This is a genomic window from Streptomyces sp. NPDC048506 (assembly GCF_040651315.1).
Taxonomy (GTDB): Bacteria; Actinomycetota; Actinomycetes; order Streptomycetales; family Streptomycetaceae; genus Streptomyces.
Genome location: NZ_JBEZIX010000130.1, coordinates 1 through 1449, shown reverse-complemented (window position 1 = coordinate 1449; position 1449 = coordinate 1). Strand labels below are relative to the sequence as shown.

Annotated in this window: 1 protein-coding gene; it reads right to left on the bottom strand. The window is 69.2% G+C overall.

Features of this window, described 5'->3' with window-relative positions; all coding sequences use genetic code 11:
- On the bottom strand, window positions 1-1449 hold a 1449-nt coding region (gene kdpB / locus AB0C96_RS43045), incomplete at both ends, for a potassium-transporting ATPase subunit KdpB (RefSeq protein ID WP_362925757.1).

Here is a 1449-nt window from a genome sequence, read left to right as displayed (position 1 = left end):
CTGCTTGCCGATCTCGACGATCTCGATGAGCTTCGTCGGGTTGGAGTCCAGGTCCACCATGTTCCCGGCCTCCTTGGCGGCCGAGGTACCGGTGTTCATGGCCACGCCGACGTCCGCCTGGGCCAGCGCGGGCGCGTCGTTGGTGCCGTCGCCGGTCATCGCGACCAGCTTGCCGCCCGCCTGCTCACGCTTGATGAGCGCCATCTTGTCCTCGGGCGTGGCCTCCGCGAGGAAGTCGTCCACACCCGCCTCCTCGGCGATGGCCTTGGCCGTCAGCGGGTTGTCACCCGTGATCATGACGGTCTTGATGCCCATCTTGCGCAGTTCGTCGAACCGTTCGCGCATGCCCTCCTTGACGACGTCCTTGAGGTGGATGACACCCAGGACGCGCGGACCGCGCTCGTCCTCCAGAGCGACCAGCAGCGGGGTGCCGCCGGCCTGCGAGATGGCGTCGGTCAGCTGCTGGGCGTCCTCGGCGACCTCACCGCCGCGCTCCTTGACCCAGGCGACGACCGAACCGGTCGCGCCCTTGCGGACCTTGCGGTGGTGCCCGTCCTCCGTGAGGTCGACACCGGACATTCGGGTCTGGGCGGTGAACGGCACCCACTCCGCGTCCACCAACTCGCCCTGGTGGCGCTCGCGCAGCCCGTACTTCTCCTTGGCCAGGACGACGATGGAACGGCCCTCAGGGGTCTCGTCGGCCAGCGAGGAGAGCTGGGCGGCGTCCGCGACCTCGGCCTCGGTGATACCGCGCACCGGGACGAACTCGGCGGCCTGGCGGTTGCCGAGGGTGATGGTGCCGGTCTTGTCGAGCAGCAGCGTCGACACGTCGCCTGCGGCCTCGACCGCGCGTCCGGACATGGCCAGGACGTTGCGCTGCACCAGCCGGTCCATGCCGGCGATGCCGATGGCGGACAGCAGGGCGCCGATCGTCGTCGGGATCAGGCAGACCAGCAGCGCGAGCAGCACGATCATGGGCTGTTCGGCGCCCGCGTAGATCGCGAACGGCTGGAGGGTCACGACCGCCAGCAGGAAGACGATGGTGAGCGAGGCGAGCAGGATGTTCAGCGCGATCTCGTTGGGGGTCTTCTGCCGTGCGGCACCCTCGACGAGGTTGATCATCCGGTCGATGAAGGTCTCGCCGGGCTTCGTCGTGATCTTGATGACGATGCGGTCGGAGAGCACCTTCGTCCCACCGGTCACCGCGGAGCGGTCACCGCCGGACTCCCGGATGACCGGGGCCGACTCGCCGGTGATCGCCGACTCGTCCACCGAAGCGACACCTTCGACGACATCGCCGTCACCGGGGATGATGTCGCCGGCCTCGCAGACGACGAGGTCGCCGATGCGCAGCTCGGTGCCGGGCACCTGCTCCTCGGTGTCGCCGTTGAGCCGGCGCGCCACGGTGTCGGTCTTGGCCTTGCGCAGGGTGTCGGCCTGCGCCTTGCC